The organism is Pseudoalteromonas sp. H105 (assembly GCF_001469215.1).
GTDB lineage: Bacteria > Pseudomonadota > Gammaproteobacteria > Enterobacterales > Alteromonadaceae > Pseudoalteromonas.
Genome location: NZ_LOFH01000008.1, coordinates 148,554 through 167,489, shown reverse-complemented (window position 1 = coordinate 167,489; position 18,936 = coordinate 148,554). Strand labels below are relative to the sequence as shown.

The 18,936-nt window shown below is 41.2% G+C and carries 21 protein-coding genes and 2 tRNA genes; 18 read left to right on the top strand and 5 right to left on the bottom strand.

Annotated features, from left to right (window positions below):
• Positions 1–51: 51 nt before the first annotated feature.
• On the top strand, positions 52–981 hold the full coding sequence (locus tag ATS75_RS14395; RefSeq protein WP_058561112.1) for a DMT family transporter: 930 nt from the start codon (positions 52–54) through the stop codon (positions 979–981).
• A gap of 51 nt (positions 982–1,032) precedes the next feature.
• Here ATS75_RS14395 and ATS75_RS14390 read toward each other — a convergent pair whose 3' ends face one another.
• Positions 1,033–1,890, bottom strand: a complete 858-nt coding sequence (locus ATS75_RS14390) for a diacylglycerol/lipid kinase family protein (protein ID WP_082665492.1) — start codon at positions 1,888–1,890, stop codon at positions 1,033–1,035.
• 324 nt (positions 1,891–2,214) lie between these two features.
• Here ATS75_RS14390 and ATS75_RS20500 point away from each other — a divergent pair, with 324 nt between their 5' ends.
• The 3 genes from ATS75_RS20500 (at position 2,215) to ATS75_RS14380 (ending at position 2,802) form a co-directional block, all read left to right on the top strand.
• Positions 2,215–2,355 carry a hypothetical protein gene (locus tag ATS75_RS20500; protein ID WP_167850806.1) on the top strand — a complete coding sequence of 47 codons (141 nt, stop codon included), beginning with the start codon at positions 2,215–2,217 and terminating at the stop codon, positions 2,353–2,355.
• A 212-nt stretch (positions 2,356–2,567) separates the two neighbouring features.
• Positions 2,568–2,658 (top strand) — tRNA-Ser (locus tag ATS75_RS14385).
• A gap of 51 nt (positions 2,659–2,709) precedes the next feature.
• A tRNA-Ser gene (locus ATS75_RS14380) sits at positions 2,710–2,802 on the top strand.
• A 516-nt stretch (positions 2,803–3,318) separates the two neighbouring features.
• Here ATS75_RS14380 and ATS75_RS14375 read toward each other — a convergent pair.
• Together ATS75_RS14375 and ATS75_RS14370 are read right to left on the bottom strand one after the other, a co-directional pair.
• Positions 3,319–4,095 (bottom strand): amidohydrolase, encoded by a 777-nt coding sequence (locus ATS75_RS14375; RefSeq protein ID WP_058561111.1) that lies wholly within the window; start codon positions 4,093–4,095, stop codon positions 3,319–3,321.
• On the bottom strand, positions 4,083–5,225 hold the full coding sequence (locus tag ATS75_RS14370; protein WP_058561110.1) for a methionine aminotransferase: 1,143 nt from the start codon (positions 5,223–5,225) through the stop codon (positions 4,083–4,085). The genes ATS75_RS14375 and ATS75_RS14370 overlap by 13 nt, the downstream gene beginning before the upstream one ends.
• Positions 5,226–5,323: 98 nt before the next feature.
• Here ATS75_RS14370 and ATS75_RS14365 point away from each other — a divergent pair, with 98 nt between their 5' ends.
• From ATS75_RS14365 to ATS75_RS14350, 4 genes are read left to right on the top strand one after another with little or no spacing between them, the layout of a single operon-like run.
• Positions 5,324–5,953 carry a methylthioribulose 1-phosphate dehydratase gene (locus ATS75_RS14365; protein ID WP_058561109.1) on the top strand — a complete coding sequence of 210 codons (630 nt, stop codon included), beginning with the start codon at positions 5,324–5,326 and terminating at the stop codon, positions 5,951–5,953.
• Positions 5,950–6,636 carry an acireductone synthase gene (mtnC, locus tag ATS75_RS14360; RefSeq protein ID WP_058561108.1) on the top strand — a complete coding sequence of 229 codons (687 nt, stop codon included), beginning with the start codon at positions 5,950–5,952 and terminating at the stop codon, positions 6,634–6,636. The genes ATS75_RS14365 and mtnC overlap by 4 nt, the downstream gene beginning before the upstream one ends.
• On the top strand, positions 6,633–7,175 hold the full coding sequence (locus tag ATS75_RS14355; RefSeq protein WP_058561107.1) for a 1,2-dihydroxy-3-keto-5-methylthiopentene dioxygenase: 543 nt from the start codon (positions 6,633–6,635) through the stop codon (positions 7,173–7,175). The genes mtnC and ATS75_RS14355 overlap by 4 nt, the downstream gene beginning before the upstream one ends.
• Positions 7,176–7,193: 18 nt before the next feature.
• Positions 7,194–7,532 carry a gamma-glutamylcyclotransferase family protein gene (locus ATS75_RS14350; RefSeq protein WP_058561106.1) on the top strand — a complete coding sequence of 113 codons (339 nt, stop codon included), beginning with the start codon at positions 7,194–7,196 and terminating at the stop codon, positions 7,530–7,532.
• Here the strand turns inward: ATS75_RS14350 and mtnA are convergent.
• Positions 7,529–8,554, bottom strand: a complete 1,026-nt coding sequence (gene mtnA, locus ATS75_RS14345) for an S-methyl-5-thioribose-1-phosphate isomerase (protein WP_058561105.1) — start codon at positions 8,552–8,554, stop codon at positions 7,529–7,531. The two genes, ATS75_RS14350 and mtnA, sit on opposite strands and share 4 nt — an antisense overlap.
• Before the next feature lie 132 nt (positions 8,555–8,686).
• Between mtnA and mtnK the strand changes: the two genes are divergently transcribed.
• Positions 8,687–9,904 (top strand): S-methyl-5-thioribose kinase, encoded by a 1,218-nt coding sequence (gene mtnK / locus ATS75_RS14340; RefSeq protein ID WP_058561104.1) that lies wholly within the window; start codon positions 8,687–8,689, stop codon positions 9,902–9,904.
• Positions 9,905–9,969: 65 nt separating this feature from the next.
• Here the strand turns inward: mtnK and ATS75_RS14335 are convergent, their stop codons facing one another.
• The gene (locus tag ATS75_RS14335; RefSeq protein ID WP_058561103.1) at positions 9,970–11,760 is read right to left on the bottom strand and encodes a DUF885 domain-containing protein; all 1,791 of its coding nucleotides are present in this window, start codon (positions 11,758–11,760) and stop codon (positions 9,970–9,972) included.
• A gap of 335 nt (positions 11,761–12,095) precedes the next feature.
• Between ATS75_RS14335 and ATS75_RS14330 the strand changes: the two genes are divergently transcribed.
• From ATS75_RS14330 to ATS75_RS14290, 9 genes are all read left to right on the top strand, one after another.
• Positions 12,096–13,082: a GGDEF domain-containing protein gene (locus ATS75_RS14330; protein WP_058561102.1), complete on the top strand. Its 987-nt coding sequence runs from the start codon at positions 12,096–12,098 to the stop codon at positions 13,080–13,082.
• Positions 13,083–13,180: 98 nt separating this feature from the next.
• Positions 13,181–13,936: a bifunctional demethylmenaquinone methyltransferase/2-methoxy-6-polyprenyl-1,4-benzoquinol methylase UbiE gene (ubiE, locus tag ATS75_RS14325; protein ID WP_058561101.1), complete on the top strand. Its 756-nt coding sequence runs from the start codon at positions 13,181–13,183 to the stop codon at positions 13,934–13,936.
• 28 nt (positions 13,937–13,964) lie between these two features.
• Complete coding sequence (locus ATS75_RS14320; RefSeq protein ID WP_058561100.1) at positions 13,965–14,579, top strand: SCP2 domain-containing protein; 615 nt, start codon at positions 13,965–13,967, stop codon at positions 14,577–14,579.
• Between the two features lie 9 nt (positions 14,580–14,588).
• Positions 14,589–16,199, top strand: a complete 1,611-nt coding sequence (ubiB, locus tag ATS75_RS14315; protein WP_058561099.1) for a ubiquinone biosynthesis regulatory protein kinase UbiB — start codon at positions 14,589–14,591, stop codon at positions 16,197–16,199.
• A gap of 68 nt (positions 16,200–16,267) precedes the next feature.
• Positions 16,268–16,507, top strand: a complete 240-nt coding sequence (tatA, locus tag ATS75_RS14310; RefSeq protein ID WP_058561098.1) for a Sec-independent protein translocase subunit TatA — start codon at positions 16,268–16,270, stop codon at positions 16,505–16,507.
• Between the two features lie 4 nt (positions 16,508–16,511).
• A complete protein-coding gene (gene tatB, locus ATS75_RS14305) occupies positions 16,512–16,844 on the top strand; it encodes a Sec-independent protein translocase protein TatB (RefSeq protein ID WP_058561097.1) in 333 nt (110 codons plus the stop codon).
• 45 nt (positions 16,845–16,889) lie between these two features.
• Complete coding sequence (tatC, locus tag ATS75_RS14300; protein WP_058561096.1) at positions 16,890–17,633, top strand: twin-arginine translocase subunit TatC; 744 nt, start codon at positions 16,890–16,892, stop codon at positions 17,631–17,633.
• Positions 17,634–18,152, top strand: a complete 519-nt coding sequence (locus tag ATS75_RS14295) for a hypothetical protein (RefSeq protein ID WP_058561095.1) — start codon at positions 17,634–17,636, stop codon at positions 18,150–18,152.
• Positions 18,152–18,934 carry a TatD family hydrolase gene (locus ATS75_RS14290; RefSeq protein WP_058561094.1) on the top strand — a complete coding sequence of 261 codons (783 nt, stop codon included), beginning with the start codon at positions 18,152–18,154 and terminating at the stop codon, positions 18,932–18,934. Before ATS75_RS14295 ends, ATS75_RS14290 begins: the two co-directional genes overlap by 1 nt.
• Positions 18,935–18,936: the final 2 nt, after the last annotated feature.

Genomic DNA, 18,936 nt, shown 5'->3' with positions numbered 1-18,936 from the left:
CTCTAAAATACACACTTAACCTACACACTCCATCAACTCTGGACCAATGTAATGAAAAGTATCGCGCTTTATCTTGTTACTGTACTTATTTGGGGCTCAACATGGCTCGCTATTGAATTTCAATTAGGTGAAGTCGCCGTTGAAACATCGCTATTTTACCGCTTTGCACTTGCCGCCATTATAATGTGGTGCTGGGTAAGCGTTAAAAAGTTACCCATGCAGTACACCAGTAAAGATCATATGTTCTTTGCTTTATTAGCCTTGTGTAACTTTGGTTTAAATTACTTAATGCTGTACTGGGCACAAAATCACTTAACATCAGCTATGGCCTCAATCGCTTTTTCATTACTCTTATTAATGAACATTATTAATACGCGTTTATTTTTTGGCAAACCAATCGCAAAACGTATTTATTTCGGTGCGCTCTTGGGAGTAATAGGCATTGGCTGCCTATTTTGGCCACAACTACAGCAATTCGACTTGAATAATGAGGTGTTGGTCGGTTTACTACTTGCCCTTGCTGGCACCTTTGTGGCTTCATTAGGTAATATGGTGAGCGTGAGAAACTCCAAACAACATATTGGCGTAATGCAAGGCAATGCTTGGGGCATGCTGTACAGCGCCGTTGGCTTATTCTGCTATCTCCTTGTAAGCGATGCAAGTATGCGCTTTAGTGCACCAGCTAGTTACTGGTATTCATTAATCTATTTAGCTGTATTTGGCACTGTTATCGCGTTTGCTTGCTATTTTGCACTGCTTAAAAATATCGGCCCAGAGCGAGCAAGCTACGTTATTGTGCTGTTCCCATTGGTAGCAGTAACCTTAAGCACAGTGTTTGAAGGCTTTATGTGGCAGGCCAATACATTTTTAGGATTCAGCTTAGTACTGATTGGTAATGCTATTGTACTCACCCCTACAAAACGAATACATGCATTTTTTGCTGCCAAGACACTCCAGCAAAAAAGTACCCTCCCCAGTTAGAATACGCATTAGCGTAGCTAACACCAAAGCGCCTATTAGTTAGGCGCTTTTTTATTTTTTTGAAGGCGCACAAAACAATAAGGCACGCGGGTGAACGCTAACCGTCGCCGGTGTTTTCCCTATCAACTCTCCATCAGCTTCAATGGGCAACCCTTCACTAGTTATGCAAGCAGAGTGCAAGCGCTGGTAACTCAGCCCTTTCATTGTATGGTGACACCCTAATAACAAGCGGATAAAGCTATGTAAATTTGAAAACAATCCATGAGCTGGCATGGCATAACATTCCAGTTTACCATCCGATAACTGCGCTTTTGGGGCGATGGCTAATCCACCACCAAAATAACGATGATTCGCAAACACTGTAATTAAATTATTATGACTGATTTTTTTATCAGCAAAACGCCCATTCAGTCTAGCTGGTTTATATTTTAATAAATGTTGAAAGCCTGCGAGGCTATAACCTAAAGGCGATAAATTAGTCTTATCTTGTAACGCTTTCACAACATGCGCATCAAACCCAACACCCGCCACGTTAATAAAGTAGCGATTATTGATTTGCCCAATATCAATTGCCTGCTGATGTTCAGCAAACACAGCTTGCTGCCATGCTACTTGTGAGCATGCAAAACCTCTTGCGAAGTCATTCCCCGTGCCTAAAGGCAATAACGCCAGTGAGCAACCTGTTTTGAGTAATGCATTTACAGCAAGGTGGAGCGTACCATCTCCCCCTAGTACAACAGCACGCACGTGCGACTTAGCGAGTTGCGCTATTTTTGCACAATCAACATCGAAATTGCCTGTTGTTACAAATGAATCAACATAAACACACCGCTTTTCGCACTCTTTATACAGCCAAGTACACATTTTTTTGTGCTTTTTTTTTGTACTTGGCTTTATTATTATTAGCATTGATTAAACATCCATTAAGCTGCTAACAAAATAGCAATAAACAAAAAATAAATTAATCTGAATAATTAATCACTTTATTCAAAAGTAAATGCATACTAAAAACAAAAAACAGTTTAAAGCATTGTAAAAAAGCTATTTATAGCATTATTAAAATTCATAACCATGCAATACACTACAAAATAAAAAACTTAACGCCAAGTTAATAAACCCTAAATGCATTAGTTATTTTTATCTGGCCACCTTACTTTTTATCGTTTTATTTTTGTGCAATTAAACGTCAGAATAGCCACGTTTTCAAGACAGACATAACCCGGAGCAAAAGTAATGAACACAGTAAATACATTAAATCAAAATACAGCAGCCCATGTTGCCGTAAAACCAACCAATCGCAAAGCAAAAATACTCAAGCGACTTAACCAGTACGGTAAAGCACTCGCGCTAGGCGGCGTAATACAATACAAATAATCACCCAACCATGATTATTTTAGCGGCGCAGCAAACACCCAACCACTAAACGAAGATACTTCTTTAGCTCCCTCGTTTGCTGCAACCTCTTCTTAAAACAATTAAAAACCTCCTCTTTTATAAAAAAACGCCCCTTTTAGAACAAAAAACCAGCAAACGATCTTTTTTACTATTTACACACCCCAATCACCTGCGTATTATTCTTTTCCAACGGAGAGATGGCAGAGTGGTCGAATGCACCGGTCTTGAAAACCGGCAGGGGTTTATAGCCCCTCTAGGGTTCAAATCCCTATCTCTCCACCATTATTAGATTTTGGTGGTTCACTCGATCATCAAAATGACAGTTTATGCGCCGGAGAGGTGGCCGAGTGGCCGAAGGCGCTCCCCTGCTAAGGGAGTATAGGGTTTGTAGCTCTATCGAGGGTTCGAATCCCTCCTTCTCCGCCATTTAATAACGAAGAAAGCCCCGCAATTTATTGTGGGGCTTTTTTTGTTGTTAAAATGGCAGAAGGCGGGTGAGGACCCTCGACCAGGGTTCGATAAAATGTCAGGAACATTTTAGGCCGCTGCAAGCGTCGCGAAGCGATTGATTACATGGACGTAAGCAAGCCCATCCCTACGTTTGACACAAATATCAGTATGAAAAGCCTATCGTTTTATGTCCGTAACCTTTACACCGATGAAGGCGGGTGAGAACCCTCGACTAGGGTTCGATAAAATGTCAGGAACATTTGGGCCCGCTGCAAAGCGCCTCCCGCGATTGATTACATGGACGTAAACAAGCCCATCCCCACGTTTGACACTAATATCAGTATGAAAAGCCTATCGGTTTATGTCCGTAACCTTTACACCAATGAAGGAGGATGAGAATCAAAGCAAACAACCTTCCTATTCGCAGCGTTCTTTTTCCTCGTATTTTGTAATACTTAGCCCAAGCTACGGAGTATATCTCTGCATTTTAATTCAGCAATCTAAACTAAATCCATCCGCATCCAAATGCGCTGGAAAGCTTTGTTTGAATTGCTCAAGAGGTTCTTTATCAAGTGTCGTGATCAAAACAGAGTTTTCATTGTCCTTCGCTTTAGCCAACGTATCACCTTTAAAATCATACACAGCACTACCGCCGCTATGCGCAACACCATTCCCATCATCACCAACACGGTTAACGCCTATCACGTAGCATTGATTTTCCATAGCACGCGCCATTAACAAGGTATCCCATACTTTGCGCCGTGCTGCTGGCCAATTGGCAACATTAATCATCACGTCATAATCATCACGGCTGCGCTGAAATACCGGAAAACGTAAGTCGTAACACACTTGCGGTAAAATTCTAAAGCCATTAAGAGTGAACACTTCGCGTTGCTCACCCGCTTTAACAAACTCACCTTCTTTACCTAAACAAAATAAGTGGCGCTTGTCGTAGAATTTCACCTCGCCATTAGGCCAAACCCAATAAAAGCGATTCGCTTTTTTATCACCTTGTTGCACCAGCACCGAACCCGCAATGACTGCACTAGTTAACTTAGCCTGCGCAATCATCCAATTAAGTACTTCACCATTTTCGGGCTCTGCGCAGTCTAGTTGAATAGCAAAGCCAGTGGCAAAAGTTTCAGGTAATAAAATGAGATCGACAGCAGTATCAATGTGAGCCATTTTATCGTCAAATACGGCTAAATTAGCTTCTTTATCGATCCAGTTTAGTGATGTTTGAATAGAGGCAATAGTTAAAGTTGACATAAAATTTCCGCTGCTTGAATCAGTGTGGCTTTATTTTTAGCAAAGCATAAGCGAATGACTTTATCATTACTGGGTTGCTGGTAAAACACACGGAGTGGAATAGCCGCAACACCTGCTTGCTCTACTAACCAGTGGCAAAACTCGACATCATTTAAATCTGAAACATCGCTGTAATCGAGTAATAAAAAGTAGGTGCCTTCACTGGGCAATATAGTAAAGCGGCTTTCTTTTAGTGCATTAATGAGCACGTCACGCTTTTGTTGGTAAAACTCACTAAGCTGATCCACATGCTCGCCTTGCTGTTCTAACATATCAGCCAATGCGTGTTGCGCCGGGGTAAAGCTTGAAAACGTCACGTATTGGTGAATTTTGCGAAACTCCACCGCAAGCTCAGCTGGCGCAATGCAATAACCCATTTTCCACCCTGTACTGTGAAACGTTTTGCCAAAGCTTGAGATAACAAAACTCTTAGAAAACAATTCTTCATCACGTAGTACACTTAAATGCGGCTGCTGATCAAACGTAATGTGCTCATAGACTTCATCGCTTATTACATACAAATTATGTGCAAGTACTAACCCTTTGAGTGCCTCTATATCGTGCTGTTTAAACGTTTTACCACTTGGGTTATGGGGTGTATTTATAATAATTGCGCGGGTGTTAGTGGTTATTGCATTTGTGACTACTGACCAGTCAATTGCATAATCTGGCGCATGCAATGCAACATGTACAGCGCGACCACCTGCAAGCTCAATGGCTGGTTGGTACGAATCGTAAGCGGGGTCAAATACAATAACTTCATCACCTTTACGCACAATTGCTTGAATCGCTACAAACAGCGCTTCGGTAGCACCCGAAGTCACGGTAACTTGCTCACTCGCATTAATATTCGCATCATATTTACGCTGTGCTAGTTCAGCTATCTGTTGCTGTAGGCGTGGTACTCCACTTGATGGTGAATATTGATTAAGTCCTTCGAGTACATAATGATTAAGCTGTTTTTTAAGTAGCTCTGGCGCATCAAACTCTGGGAAACCTTGGGATAAATTTATCGCCGAAAACTGATTTGCAAGCGCGCTCATTTGACTAAAAATACTGGTGCCTAAATTTGGCAATTTACTTTCAAACACTGGTTACCCTTAATGATGGTTTTGCACCCAAAGCGATGCTATCATTGCAAATAGCAGAAGTATAGCCGTCTAAATAACTTTGGTAGCTTGAGGAATATATGCATAACAATACCGCTATTTCAGAACTTATAGAAGCAGGAAAATGGATCAGCCAACAAGGCTGGGTACCCGCAACCGGTGGAAACTTTTCAGCGCGCACCAGTACAGGTTTTGTTGTCACTGCCAGCGGCTTCGATAAAGGTAAGCTAGGTACTCACACCTTTATTGAGCTTGATCATCAAGGGAATAAACAAGCAGGAGGCTCTAAACCTTCAGCTGAAACCGAGTTACATTTAAGCATGTATAAGTTGATTCCTAGCGCTAATTTTGTTTTGCATACTCACTCTGTCGCGGCGACGGTTTTATCTCGTATTATTAAAGGCCACAACTTAAACTTACAGGGTTACGAGATGCAAAAATCACTGCGCGGCGTAAGCTCGCATTTAGAGGTTTTAAGCATTCCTATTTTTGATAACGACCAAAATATTGACCGCTTAAGCTTATTAGTCAGTGACCATCATCTACACACCCCTATTGAGCACGGTGTGCTTATTCGAGGCCACGGATTATATGTAGTTGGCCGTGACATACGCGAAGTACGCCGACAATTAGAAGGTCTTGAATTTTTATTTAGCTGCGAATTAGAACGCTTAAAATTAGAAGGTCTTCACACAGAGGTCGCATTATGATCAAAGCATTATTAACGGATATTGAAGGCACCATCACCCGCATTTCATTTGTCAAAGAGGTGCTTTTTCCTTATGCCGCAGCGCAATTGCCTACATTTGTAACAGCCAACCAGCAACATACTATAGTCGTTGAACAAATTGATGCAGTTAAGACGCTAATTGATCAACCAAATGCAGATATAGACACCGTAATTAATACGTTACTCGAATGGATAGCAACAGATAAAAAAATTACCCCACTTAAGCAGCTACAAGGGCTAATTTGGCAAACTGGCTACGAAAATGGCGATTTTACTGGCCATTTATACCCCGATGCCTACCAATTTTTGCAAACTCAGCAACAAGCTGGGCAACAGTTGTATGTTTACTCGTCGGGTTCAGTAAAAGCCCAGCAGTTAATTTTTCAGTACTCAGACTTTGGCGATATTCGCCCGCTATTTACTGATTACTTTGATACCAAGATGGGTGCTAAACAAGAATCCGTAGCCTATCAAAACATTATTTCACAACTTCCATTTGTCGCCAACGAAGTGCTTTTTTTAAGTGATGTAGTTGCAGAGCTTGATGCTGCTAAAAATGCAGGCTTAAAAACCTTGCTCTTAATTCGCGATGGTCAAGCAAGCTCGCCTGCACATAATTATATTAACGATTTCAGCCAATTTACTGCGGAGCATTTAGCATGAGCCAACTGACTATTTTTGCCGATTGTAACGGCACTAATGCATTATTAGATACCCAAAATGCAGCACAAATTGCAGCTGAGCTGAATAAAGTAAATGTACGATTTGAACAATGGCAGGCAAACGCAACCATTACCGAGACAACCAGTCAGGATGATATAATTAACGCCTACAGCAGCGATATAAAGCGCTTAAAACAACAAGGTGGTTATCAAACTGTAGATGTGATTTCGCTAGCAAAAGGCAACCCGAATGCAGCAGAACTCAGGGCTAAATTTTTATTTGAGCACACTCACAGCGAAGATGAAGTACGCTTTTTTGTTAAGGGCCAAGGCCTATTTTGCCTGCATATTAATGACAAAGTTTATCAAGTGCTTTGCCAGCAAGGCGATTTAATTTCAGTGCCTGAGCTTACTCCACATTGGTTTGATATGGGCAGCGATCCTGAATTTACCGCTATTCGTTTATTCAATAACACTGAAGGCTGGGTGGCACAGAGTACGGAGTCTGGGATTGCTAAGCAATTTCCGTTATTAGGTTAAGTATCGACAGGAATTTAAATGGAAAAGCTATTTTCATACGGCACACTGCAACTAGAGCAAGTACAGCTCGACACATTTGGTCGTTTGCTCCAAGGCGAACCGGCAACGCTTACTGGGTATGTTGTCAGTGAAGTTGAAATAACCGATGCCGTAGTGCTTAAAAGCAGTGGCCAACGGTTTCACCCCGCTTTAATAAAAACAGGGCAAACAACTGATACCGTAACAGGCACCATTTTTAGCATTACCGAGCAAGAACTAGCGAATGCAGATAGCTACGAAGTCGATGACTATATTCGAGTAGAGGAGTTATTTAGCACCGGAAACAATGCCTGGGTATATGTGGCTAAAAAAGGCTAAACCAACTCTTTTAATTCACCCGCTAGCACTTGCGATTGATGATACACGCCAGTATCTAATACCCAGCCAGTAATGAGTTTAGCGGGGGTTACATCAAATGCAGGGTTATACACATGGGCATTACTCGGTGCCCACTGTGCCTCACCAAAACTACCACTGACACCACGTACTTCGGCACTATTACGCTGTTCAATCTCAATGTTTTCACCACACTCAGTGTGTATATCTAATGTGGTTAGTGGCGCCACCACATAAAATGGAATGTTATGAAAGTGAGCCAGCACTGCCAAGTTATACGTTCCCACTTTATTAGCAAAGTCACCATTGGCAGCAATGCGGTCAGCCCCAACAAAAATTTTATCAACCTTGCCTGCAGCCATTAGACTTGCCGCCATGTTGTCGCAAATCAGCGTGTAAGGTATTTGCCAACGCTCAAGTTCATACGCGGTTAATCGCCCACCTTGTAATAACGGCCGAGTTTCATCAACCCAAACATGAATATCACCATGTTGCTGCTGGGCCTTATAAATAACACCTAAAGCAGTGCCAATACCTGCAGTTGCGAGTGCGCCGGTATTACAGTGGGTAAGAATATTATCACCACTTTGCACCAATGCTGCACCATGACTTGCCATACTCTCACACAAGGCAATATCTTCATTAAATAAGCTGACCGCGCTGCTTACAATCGCTGTAACAAAATTATCTTGCTGTAAAGCAACACGTAACTTTGTCATACTATGCATAAGATTAACCGCTGTTGGTCGTGTGGCTTCTAGCTCATCAATAGCCGCCGCCAATGTGGCTTTTTCAGCCCCCTGCTCAGCTAAATGCGCAACCAGTAAACTTGCACCTAAACCAATCAACGGTGCACCACGTATCTTTAAGCCTAAAATTAAATCTCGCATCGTGGCTACATCCTCACACACATGCCATGTTTGCTGATGTGGTAATAAGTACTGATCTAACACGCTTAATGTTTTATTTTGATATTTTAAGCTGCTCGCTATGAGATCTTGCATCATTAATCCTGACAAAATTTTCGCTGTTATTTATTCTACAGCAGTTTTTAAATCACACAACCAAGAAGTATAGACATCTAAACGGTTGAGAGTATAGAATGCTACAAATGCTTATTTTATGAGATTCTCTTTATGGCCGAATACTTTGCTTTCAATGCCCAACACGCTATTGATTATATTAAATACCTTATTGAAAATGACGGTCTGAGATGTTTTCAAAAAGAGGCTGAACTCACAGCCTATGAGTTTGGTGATGGCAATTTAAACCTTGTATTTAGAATAAGCGATGAAAATAATAACAGCATCATCTTAAAGCAGGCGCTGCCGTATGCACGTTGTGTTGGAGAATCATGGCCGCTTACATTAGACCGTGCCCGCATTGAGGCTGAAGTACTCATTAACCACGGTGCTATTTGCTCAGAACACACTGCACAAGTCGTGCATTACAACCCTAACCTTGCCCTTACGGTGCTTGAAGATTTAGGCTATTTACAAATATTACGTGGCGCACAAATTAACGCTGAGCACTTTCCTTTACTTGCAGAACATGTAGCACATTACCTAAGCCATACAGGTTTTTATAATTCAGATTTTTATCTAGCCGCACAAAATAAGAAAGCGAAAGTGAGTCAATTTAGTAACCCAGAGTTGTGCCAAATCACCGAAGATCTATTTTTTAGTGACCCCTATGTTATCCATGAGCGTAATAATTTCCCTACCGAGCTTAGCGAACATGTTGCCAGCATTCGTAATAACTCAGCACTTAAATTAGCCGCTGCAAAATTAAAAGCCAAGTTTTTAGCATGCCCGCAAACACTGTTACATGGTGACATGCACAGCGGCAGCATTTTTGTTGATCAACGAACAACGAAGATAATCGACCCTGAGTTTGGCTTTTTTGGCCCTGTAGGCTTTGATATCGGCTCGTTTATGGGTAACATCTTATTGAATTATTGTGCGCAAAACGCACGTATAGAGGAACAGGCTAAACGCCGCCAATATCAAACCCACTTACTAACTTGCCTACAAGATTGTTACACTTTATTTGAGCAAAAGTGGAGTCGCCTTATTACTCAACATAGTCATGATGTAAGTTTGGCAAATCCTGACTTTGCACGCTATTACTTACAACAAGTGCTGCAAGATGCTGTCGGTTACTGTGGCGCAGAGCTCATTCGCCGCACAATTGGTTTGGCCCATGTTGCAGACGTTGATGGAATTGAAGACAAGAAAGCCCGCTTAGCTGTGCAGCAGCAAACCCTTATTCTTGGTGAACAATTAATGGTAAATGCGCAAGGTTGTAACGATAAAGATGACTTTTTTGCTTTATTGATCAGCTTATTAAATTAATATTGCGGGGGTCTCTGAAGCATACTAAGGTCAGTAGCAATACGCTACTGACCTAGCAAAATGCGTTATGCGTCAGATTTAGCCAGTTCAGATTGAATGTATAAGCGAACTTGCTCTTCTAATACAGAAAGTGGCACCGAGCCATGGCGCAAAATTTGATTATGGAACTCACGAATATCAAAGTTTTGCCCTAAAGCCTGCTCAGCCTCTTTACGCAAACGCTTAATCGTCAGCTCACCAATTTTATATGACAGCGCTTGGGCTGGCCATGAAATATAACGGTCAGTTTCTGTTTTAACATTGTGTAATGAAAGCGCTGTGTTTTCACTCATAAAGTTCATTGCGCGCTCGCGACTCCAGCCATACATGTGCATGCCCGTATCAACAACTAAACGCGCGGCACGCCACATTTCATAAGTTAAACGGCCAAAATTACTGTATGGGTCTTGATAAAAACCGGCTTCAAGGCCTAAGTATTCAGAATATAAACCCCAGCCTTCACCAAACGCTGATAAATACGCATCACGGCGGTAACTTGGTAAATATTCTAACTCAGCATTTAATGCAATTTGTAAGTGATGCCCCGGCACTGCTTCATGCAATGTCAGTGCTTCTAATACATACAAAGGGCGCTTATCAAGTGCGTAAGTATTTACCCAATAAAACCCGGCCTGATCATCACGACGAGAGCCAGAATAACGACCCGTTGTGTATTTAGGTGCAATACTCGCAGGCACTGGGGCTACACCGTATGGCATGCGCGGTAAGGTATGAAATAGTTTAGGTAATTGTGCATCCATTTTCTTGGCAATGTAAGATGCTTCTTTTAATAACTCTTCTGGCGTTGTCGCATAAAACTGTGGGTCGGTACGTAAAAAGTGCACAAACTCAGCGAATGTGCCTTCAAAACCAACTTGTTTAATAACGTCATCCATCTCTGCACGAATACGCGCGACTTCTTTTAAGCCCAGCTCATGAATTTCTTTTGGCGTCATATCAGTAGTGGTGTAATACTTTGCACGGTTTGCATAAAATGCTTCGCCATTTGGCGTTGATGAAATGCCAATGTCGCTGCGTGCACCTGGCTGATATTCTTCGTTAAAGAAGGTCAAGTAACCTTGATATGCTGTGATGACATGGGCTTTTATGACGTTTTGCGCTTGCTGTTGCAACTGCCCAAATTCATCTTCACTTAAACCCGCTGTGTTCTTTAAAAACGGCTTATAGAACTCTGACTGTGTAACGTCATCTACAATGTAGGCCGTTATTGAATCTTGATAGCCCTCAAGTACCGCTTTAGGTTGAGTTAAACCAACTTCAAGGCCTTTACGCATCCAACCAATATTTTGTGCGAAGAAACGTGGCACTTGTTGCAAGCGCTCTAGATATAACTGGTAATCGGCTAACGATTTATAATCCGATTGCGTTACTACAAATGATAAGCTTGAATGAAAGCCGTATTCTGAGGTCAGCGGCATATAGTGGCTATTAAAAACATACTCATCGACACTGTTTTGTACTTGCGCTCGAATAATTGTCAAATTTATACGGTTTTCTTCACTTAGCTTGTTTACATCTATTGCATCAAGTTGTGCTAAAAGTGCGGTATTTTTTTGATATTGTGAGTCTAAAAATTCTGCACTTAAGTTACTTAACAAATAGCCATCAACTCCTTGCGGATTACTATAGGGACTTATACTTTGGCGATAATCAACAATTGATTGCGCCACAGTAGTAAACTGCTGATCGCTATCAACCGTGGTAACTTGGCACGCGCTAAGCGAGCAAACAAATGCAATGCTCAATAATGAGTGACGCAAAGCGCCGCTTGGTTTTTTGTTAGTATTTATTTTCATTTTAAAGTTCTGCAATCTTTACGTGGTGTGTAAATTACCTTATAGCAACTCCTTTACCAAAATAAATGCGACCAAAGACGATGCTCAATTATCAACCACGCTATGTCTAGTACTTAATCAGTAGTTTAATATTGATGATAAAATAGGCGGTAGAGCAAAAAAAATCGAAGGATCCGTGCCAAAAATGACTTTTTTACTTTTAAAAATACGCGATACAGATTAATGTAGTGAGAATGTCGTATGCTAGGAAAGCATTGATGCCTTATGGAGTGGGGCAATTAATTTAGCTATTTTGCGTATTTAGTTGGTATATATAAATGATGTTCCATGACTCCATGGCTATTGCTCAAGAAAAAATGACAAAAGTATGTATCTTTTTAGAGCATCACGCATTACCACCGTCGCCGCTAAATTATAATGTTGTTTATACCTACATAAGCCAAGCCAACACCGAATTAAATGCAACGATTGATCGCGCCTTAACACTCGGGCAAACAATTGACTGCGTATATATTGAACAGCTGTACTTTGACTACATGGATAAAGCCCACCAAGCAGAAACATCTATGGTTCGTAATGTTGATGGAATCATCAGTTCGTTGTCGCGCAGCGCAAACTCAACAGAAAAAGATATTATGCGCTTTGCTAACCACGTCAGTGATTGTGTTCACTCCTTAGATGAAAGCAATATCCAACAAAGCCGCACCGCATTAAACACCTTAAGTAAACAAACGGCACACCTACTCACACAACATCAACAATTCAAACAAGAGCTTATAAAAGCCAAAAGACTCCAAGAAAAAACCCAACAGCAACTTGTCCAGCTTCGTAAAAAACACATCACCGACCAACAAACTGGTTTATACAAGCGTCACTATCTTAACCAGCAGACTCAGTTATGGTTAGATCAGCAAAAATCGGTATGCGCTATTGCCATTCAAATCGATAATTTAGATCATTTTATTGATAATTACGGTGACATGATAGGGGAAGTGATCTTAAACAAAGTCGCCAAGCAAATTCAAAAGTATGTGTTCGAAAGCGGCCTGCCTGGGCGCACAGGTAAAGCGGCATTTACCGTTTTGCTTGCTGATATCGATCCAGAAACGGCCAACGTCATTGCCGAAAAAGTCCGTAACGGTGTTGAAAAACTCCGCTTTGTAAGCTCAAAAAGCGGCATTAAATTACCAACCATTGACCTTTCATTGGGTATAGCAAAACACAGTGACGAAAAAGACTTCAATAAACTTGCCCGCAAAGCATCCAATGCAGCGCACAAAGCGCGCTCACTAGGGCAAAGTAGCTTCATCGCAGGCCAATAACCGGCACCTTGATCCACAAGCATTTTTTCCATAATCAAATTGCACCTCAGGGCCACTATCAAGTACACTAGTCTCTATAACCAAGAAAGAGATTTATCATGAACGAGAATCAACAAAAGACGACGCATTTTGGCTATCAAACAGTGGCCGAAACCGACAAAGCCTCGATGGTTGCCGACGTATTTCACTCTGTTGCAGCTAAATACGATGTGATGAATGACTTAATGTCTTTTGGTATTCACCGTTTATGGAAACGTCAAACCATTGCCAGCTCAGGCGTGCGAAAAGGCCACCATGTACTTGACTTAGCAGGTGGAACGGGCGACTTAACTGCTAAATTTAGCCAACTAGTCGGTGAAACAGGCCAAGTGGTACTCGGTGATATTAACTCTTCAATGCTCAAAGTCGGCCGTGAAAAACTACATAACTTAGGCTTAGTCGGTAATATTGATTATGTGCAAATGAATGCCGAGGCCTTACCATTCCCAGATAACAGTTTTGACTTAATCACTATCGCGTTTGGTTTACGTAATGTAACTGATAAAGATAAAGCACTGCGCTCAATGTACCGTATTTTAAAGCCCGGTGGCCGCTTATTAGTTTTAGAGTTTTCCAAACCTGAGCATGAAGTTTTGAGTAAAGCCTATGATTTTTATTCATTTAATTTATTGCCAACCATGGGTAAATTAGTCGCGAATGATAGTGAGTCATATAAATATTTAGCTGAGTCTATTCGTATGCACCCTGATCAAGACACACTAAAAGCAATGATGAATGAGGCGGGGTTTGAACAAACGACCTATCAAAACCTCACAGGCGGGATTGTTGCTCTACATCGTGGTTTTAAATACTAAGCATTGCTAAAAAATTAAGGTGTTTGTTATGGTTACTAACTTTTTAGTTGCGATGGTAGAACGTATTTTAAATACCAGCTTAAAACTGGACAGCACCTTGAGCGATAAACTTGCACCAATCGCTCACAAGCATCTTCTTGTTGAAATACGCGATTGGCAACAGCAATTTTTATTGGTTTTTTCAGGTCAACAGCTGCATCTTTATAACACCATTGAAAATCAATACGACTGTATGATAAGCGGTGACATTGATACGTTAATGGCACTGCAAAACCCCGCGATGCTAACCCAACTAATCCGCCAAGATAAGCTCGATCTTCAAGGTGATTTAAATATTGCACAAGGATTTAGTAATGCCTTTGCGGCGATAGACATAGACTGGCCTGAGCACTTTGCTCGTTATTTAGGTGACGCCCCAGCACAGCAATTATGGCAATCACTAAAAAGTGCGCAAAAAAAAGGTCAAACAGCTGATAAAAAACTCACCGCAACACTCAGTCATTTGTGCCAAGATGAACTAAAAGTAACGATTCACCCCATTGAACTTGAACAATTCAAACAGCATACGCGTCAACTAAAAGGGAACGTTGCTCAATTAGAACAACGTATTAACCGATTACGCCAAAACCACTCCAATCAGTAAGGATTATTTGTGTCAGCAGCTCGGCTTTATTACATTACCAAAACCCTGCTCAATTATGGTTTAGATGAGTTAATCCCGCCAAAAAAAATTCCTTGGTATGGTAAAGCAGGTCGCGTGTGTTTGTTTTGGCTGAAAAACAAACACAAAGAAAAAACAGCAGGCCTTCGCTTGCGCCTAGCATTGCAACAACTTGGCCCCGTTTGGATAAAGTTTGGCCAAATGCTCTCAACGCGACGAGATTTACTGCCACACGATATCGCTTTAGAGCTAGCTTTGTTGCAAGATAAAGTATTGCCTTTTGAGGGGGCCCTTGCCCAGAAGCTAATTGAGAATGCACTGGATATAAACGATATCAGTGAGTGTTTTAGCGATTTTGAACAAACTCCATTGGCTTCCGCATCTATCGCACAAGTACATACTGCTACGTTAATTGATGAAAATAACCAACCACAAGATGTAGTAATCAAAGTAATTCGCCCTGATATCAAAGTACAAATTGATGCCGACCTCGCATTAATGGAACAATGTGCGAAAATCGTGGCTAAAATCGTTAATGAAGCCAAACGATTACGTCCAGTTGAAGTGGTAAAAGAATATAAAAAAACACTCCTTGATGAACTCGACTTAATGCGTGAAGGCGCTAACGCCATTCAACTTAGACGAAATTTTGAAGACTCTGATTCACTTTATATCCCCTACGTTTATAGTGATTATAGCCGTGCAAACATTTTAGTGATGGAGCGTATATACGGTATTGCTGTATCCGATACTGAATCACTACTAGCGCAAAACACTAACATGAAACTCCTTGCCGAGCGCGGAGTTGAAGTGTTTTTTACGCAAGTATTTCGCGACAGCTTTTTTCATGCGGATATGCACCCAGGTAATATTTTTGTTTCTTACGACACGCCTGAAAACCCTAAATTTATTGGTATTGATTGCGGCATAGTCGGCACATTAAATAAAGAAGATAAACGCTATTTAGCAGAAAACTTTATTGCCTTTTTCAACCGGGATTACCGTCAAGTCGCGCAGTTACATGTTGATTCGGGCTGGGTACCTAGAGATACCTGTGTTGAAGAGTTTGAATTTGCCATTCGTACCGTTTGCGAGCCTATTTTCAATAAACCACTCGCTGAAATATCATTTGGTCATGTACTGGTGAATTTATTTAATACTGCACGCCGTTTTAATATGCAGGTGCAGCCTCAGCTCGTGTTATTACAAAAAACACTGCTGTATGTTGAAGGCCTTGGCCGTCAGTTATACCCGCAACTTGATCTATGGAAAACAGCAAAACCATTTTTAGAAGACTGGGTGAAGCAGCAGGTAGGCCCCCTCTCGGTATTCAAACAAATGTATGCAAATCTCCCATTTTGGGCAGAGAAAATGCCTGAACTACCGGACCTGATTTATCAGAATCTAAAGCAACAGCATAAGTCGTCACATTTACCTACAGTGCAAGTACCAGTGTCACATAAACCACTTATTATGAGTATATTTGCAGGCGCGGCGATGGTTGTGTCAAGTTTGTGTTATTTGCAAAACGATTTGATTGCGAGCAGTATTGCAGCAAGTTGCTCATTAATTGGCTTTATTTTAGCGTGGCGAAGCGCATAAACTAAGTGCTATTTACATATTGCTGAGTATAATCAGCGTTAACACAATTATAAATTTTGGAGTAACTCATGGGTTTTGGTGGTATTAGCATTTGGCAATTATTAATTGTATTAGCAATCATAGTATTACTTTTTGGTACTAAGAAATTGCGTGGTATTGGTGGCGATTTAGGTAATGCCGTAAAAGGCTTCAAAAAAGCAGTTTCTGAAGAAGAACAAACAAAAACCACTGATAACATAGAGCAAGCTAGCCACTCTGTGCAAAACAAAGACACGACTGAAAAAAACAAAGAAGACCATAAGGCTTAATTAAATGGGCATGTGGGAACTTGTTATCGTTTTAATTGTTGGCCTTGTGGTACTCGGGCCTGAGCGACTGCCTGTGGCTATTCGAACAGTAAGCCGCTGGATTAAAACTATAAAGTCTTTAGCCAACTCGGTTAAAGCTGAAGTAAATGAAGAGCTTCGTGTACACGAACTGCACCAAAACTTAAAAAAAGCAGAACAGCAAAGTATGCAAGACCTAAGTCCTGCATTAAAAGAGTCTGTCGATGAATTAAAAAGTGCTGCAGACTCTGTTACCCACAGTTATAAAAAAACACCTCCCAAGCAAACAGATAAAGTGAATATTGATGAACAAAAATGAAATCTTTTTTGTAATCTGTGGTCAATTAATAGGTGACAAGTAATAATGACCGAACAAACTCAATCTGGCTTTGTGGGTCATTTAATTGAATTACGTAATAGATTAATGAAGGCCTTGTTGGCTATCTTATTATTTTTTATTGCGTTCGTTTACTTTGCAAATGATATTTATAGTTTTGTTGCAGCCCCTTTGGTAGCGCACTTACCCAGTACAGCGACCATGATAGCAACCGATGTAACAGCGCCCTTTTTTGCGCCATTTAAGCTAACCTTGTTTGTTGCCTTATTTGCCGCTATACCGGTCATTTTACATCAGATCTGGGGGTTTATTGCTCCAGGCCTGTATAAACATGAAAAGCGAATGTTGATGCCCATTTTAGCATCAAGCATTGTGTTATTTTATAGCGGAATCGCATTTTGTTATTTCGTTGTGCTACCCATTATTCTTGGTTTTTTTACCAGTGTTGGGCCGCAAATGATGACACTCGCCCCAGACATCAGTAGCTATTTAAGTTTTGCCTTAAAGCTATTTTTTGCCTTTGGCGTTGCATTTGAAATTCCAGTAGCAATCATGTTGCTCTGTTGGAGTGGTGCGACAACTACTCAAAGCTTAAAAGAAAAACGACCTTATATCGTGGTTGGTGTATTTGTGGTGGCAATGTTCTTAACCCCCCCTGATGTACTATCACAAACATTATTAGCATTTCCTATGCTACTGTTATTTGAATTGGGGTTAATTTTAGCCGCTTTTTATAGCGCTAAACCTCAGCAAGATGAGTCAGAGGAATAAATGAAAAAACAACTCGTTCCACTAGTTGCATTATTAAGTATCTCAACGGCATACGCTAATGAGGTTAATGTACAAGCACTGCAAGCATGTACATTTGTTGAAAATGATTTTAACCGTCTACTTTGTTATGACAACACCATGGCGGGCAAATCATTAAGTAGACCCAATAATAACAAAACACAAAGCTCTTCAGCCAAGCCTGCGGTAGCGACTGCAAGTACAGCTGCTGCGAGCAACCAAGTAATAAAAACAAAAAATGAAGACTTTGGGCTAGAACACAAAGAGGCCGTAAAAGATAATGATGATGAAATTACAGCCAGTGTCACCAGTGTAAAAGAAGCCCCTTACGGTGAACTAATCATCACGTTAGATAATACCCAGCAATGGCGTCAAATCGGGTCTGATCGACTAAGTATCAAAGCTGGTGATTCGGTGACTATTGTCCGCGGTATGTTCAATTCGTTCTTGCTGAAAAAAGAAGGGCAAAATCGCTCAATTCGCGTGAAGCGAACAAATTAATGAGTGAGAGGTTAATCGATGCGGGTGTAAACCTCACGAACCATCAATTTGACAGCCAGCATGAGGCTGTCATCGCCCGCGCAATTGCTCAAAATGTCTCTCAAATGTTATTAATTGGATGCGACATTGACAGTAGCCAGCAAAGCTTACTTTTAGCAAAAAAGTATCATTTACTTGCCACTGCAGGTATTCACCCACATGATGCTAAAGCCGCTGATGATCAGTTAGAAACACAGTTGGGCTTACTTGCTGAGCACCCTGAAGTTGTCGCCATCGGCGAGTGTGGTTTAGATTATAATCGTGACTTTTCGCCAAGAGACATTCAACGCAGTGTTTTTTCACGTCAATTAAAACTCGCTGAGCAACTTGATTTACCTGTCTACTTACATGAACGAGACGCAAGTGACGATATGCTTTCGATACTTAAAGCGCACAAGGTAAAGGGGGTTTTACACTGTTTTACGGGGGATAGGCATGCGTTAGAGCAGTATTTATCACTTGGGTTATATATAGGCATTACAGGTTGGGTGTGTGATGAGCGCCGCGGCGAAGCATTACAACAACTGATCCCTAGCATTCCTCTCGAACGACTATTGCTTGAAACCGATGCGCCATTTTTAATCCCTCGCACGATAAAGCCCAAACCGAAATCTCGCAAAAATGAGCCTGGTTACCTCCCCTACATATGCCAAACGATTGCGACGCTTAAAGAGCTCGAATTTGCAACCGTTGCAAAGCAAACTACACTTAACTTTCAACAGTTATTCAGCCATAAGGCCTAACA

Coding starts and splice junctions, on each gene's coding strand:
- ATS75_RS14395 (WP_058561112.1), top strand. CDS start 52: ATGAAAAGTATCGCGCTTTATCTTGTTACTGTACTTATTTGGGGCTCA.
- ATS75_RS14390 (WP_082665492.1), bottom strand. CDS start 1,890: ATGCTAATAATAATAAAGCCAAGTACAAAAAAAAAGCACAAAAAAATG.
- ATS75_RS20500 (WP_167850806.1), top strand. CDS start 2,215: ATGAACACAGTAAATACATTAAATCAAAATACAGCAGCCCATGTTGCC.
- ATS75_RS14375 (WP_058561111.1), bottom strand. CDS start 4,095: ATGTCAACTTTAACTATTGCCTCTATTCAAACATCACTAAACTGGATC.
- ATS75_RS14365 (WP_058561109.1), top strand. CDS start 5,324: ATGCATAACAATACCGCTATTTCAGAACTTATAGAAGCAGGAAAATGG.
- mtnC (WP_058561108.1), top strand. CDS start 5,950: ATGATCAAAGCATTATTAACGGATATTGAAGGCACCATCACCCGCATT.
- ATS75_RS14355 (WP_058561107.1), top strand. CDS start 6,633: ATGAGCCAACTGACTATTTTTGCCGATTGTAACGGCACTAATGCATTA.
- ATS75_RS14350 (WP_058561106.1), top strand. CDS start 7,194: ATGGAAAAGCTATTTTCATACGGCACACTGCAACTAGAGCAAGTACAG.
- mtnA (WP_058561105.1), bottom strand. CDS start 8,554: ATGCAAGATCTCATAGCGAGCAGCTTAAAATATCAAAATAAAACATTA.
- mtnK (WP_058561104.1), top strand. CDS start 8,687: ATGGCCGAATACTTTGCTTTCAATGCCCAACACGCTATTGATTATATT.
- ATS75_RS14335 (WP_058561103.1), bottom strand. CDS start 11,760: ATGAAAATAAATACTAACAAAAAACCAAGCGGCGCTTTGCGTCACTCA.
- ATS75_RS14330 (WP_058561102.1), top strand. CDS start 12,096: ATGGCTATTGCTCAAGAAAAAATGACAAAAGTATGTATCTTTTTAGAG.
- ubiE (WP_058561101.1), top strand. CDS start 13,181: ATGAACGAGAATCAACAAAAGACGACGCATTTTGGCTATCAAACAGTG.
- ATS75_RS14320 (WP_058561100.1), top strand. CDS start 13,965: ATGGTTACTAACTTTTTAGTTGCGATGGTAGAACGTATTTTAAATACC.
- tatA (WP_058561098.1), top strand. CDS start 16,268: ATGGGTTTTGGTGGTATTAGCATTTGGCAATTATTAATTGTATTAGCA.
- tatB (WP_058561097.1), top strand. CDS start 16,512: ATGGGCATGTGGGAACTTGTTATCGTTTTAATTGTTGGCCTTGTGGTA.
- tatC (WP_058561096.1), top strand. CDS start 16,890: ATGACCGAACAAACTCAATCTGGCTTTGTGGGTCATTTAATTGAATTA.
- ATS75_RS14295 (WP_058561095.1), top strand. CDS start 17,634: ATGAAAAAACAACTCGTTCCACTAGTTGCATTATTAAGTATCTCAACG.
- ATS75_RS14290 (WP_058561094.1), top strand. CDS start 18,152: ATGAGTGAGAGGTTAATCGATGCGGGTGTAAACCTCACGAACCATCAA.